Genomic DNA, 634 nt, shown 5'->3' with positions numbered 1-634 from the left:
TCGGCGGTCATAACGAGCGTAAAAATATCGACGTGGTGCGCACCATCTGCGCCATTCTCGACAAGGTGGTGGCGCAGAAGCCGGGCAACATCGCCCACTTCGCCGACCTGATCACTTTTGTCACCGACCGTCCGGGACACGACCTGCGCTATGCCATTGATGCCGCGAAAATTCAGCGCGATCTGGGCTGGGTGCCGCAGGAGACGTTCGAGAGCGGGATTGAAAAAACCGTGCACTGGTACCTGAACAACCAGACCTGGTGGCAGCGCGTGCTGGACGGCTCCTATGCCGGCGAGCGTCTGGGCCTGAATAACTAATAAGGAAGTAAAGATGAAAGGTATTGTTCTGGCCGGCGGCTCCGGCACGCGTTTATATCCGATCACCCAGGGCGTCTCCAAGCAGCTGCTGCCTATCTACGACAAGCCGATGATTTTCTACCCGGTGTCCGTCCTGATGCTGGCGGGGATTCGCGACATCCTGATCATCTCCACCCCGGACGACATGCCCTCCTTCCAGCGCCTGCTGGGTGACGGGTCGCAGTTCGGGGTGAACTTCAGCTACGCTATCCAGCCGTCGCCGGACGGCCTGGCGCAGGCCTTTATCATTGGCGAGAAGTTCATCGGCAACGATGCCT

General features: G+C 59.1%; 2 protein-coding genes. Both read left to right on the top strand.

Annotation, left to right across the window (positions count from 1 at the left end):
• Positions 1-317, top strand: a 317-nt coding sequence (locus CWM54_RS27870) for a GDP-mannose 4,6-dehydratase (RefSeq protein WP_206054248.1), incomplete at its 5' end; no start/stop codon positions are given.
• A gap of 13 nt (positions 318-330) precedes the next feature.
• On the top strand, positions 331-634 hold a 304-nt coding region (locus CWM54_RS27865; RefSeq protein WP_048333850.1), incomplete at its 3' end, for a sugar nucleotidyltransferase.

Source organism: Klebsiella sp. D-Nf1, assembly GCF_002810515.1.
Lineage (GTDB): Bacteria > Pseudomonadota > Gammaproteobacteria > Enterobacterales > Enterobacteriaceae > Klebsiella > Klebsiella variicola.
This window is presented reverse-complemented; position numbering and strand designations above follow the sequence as displayed.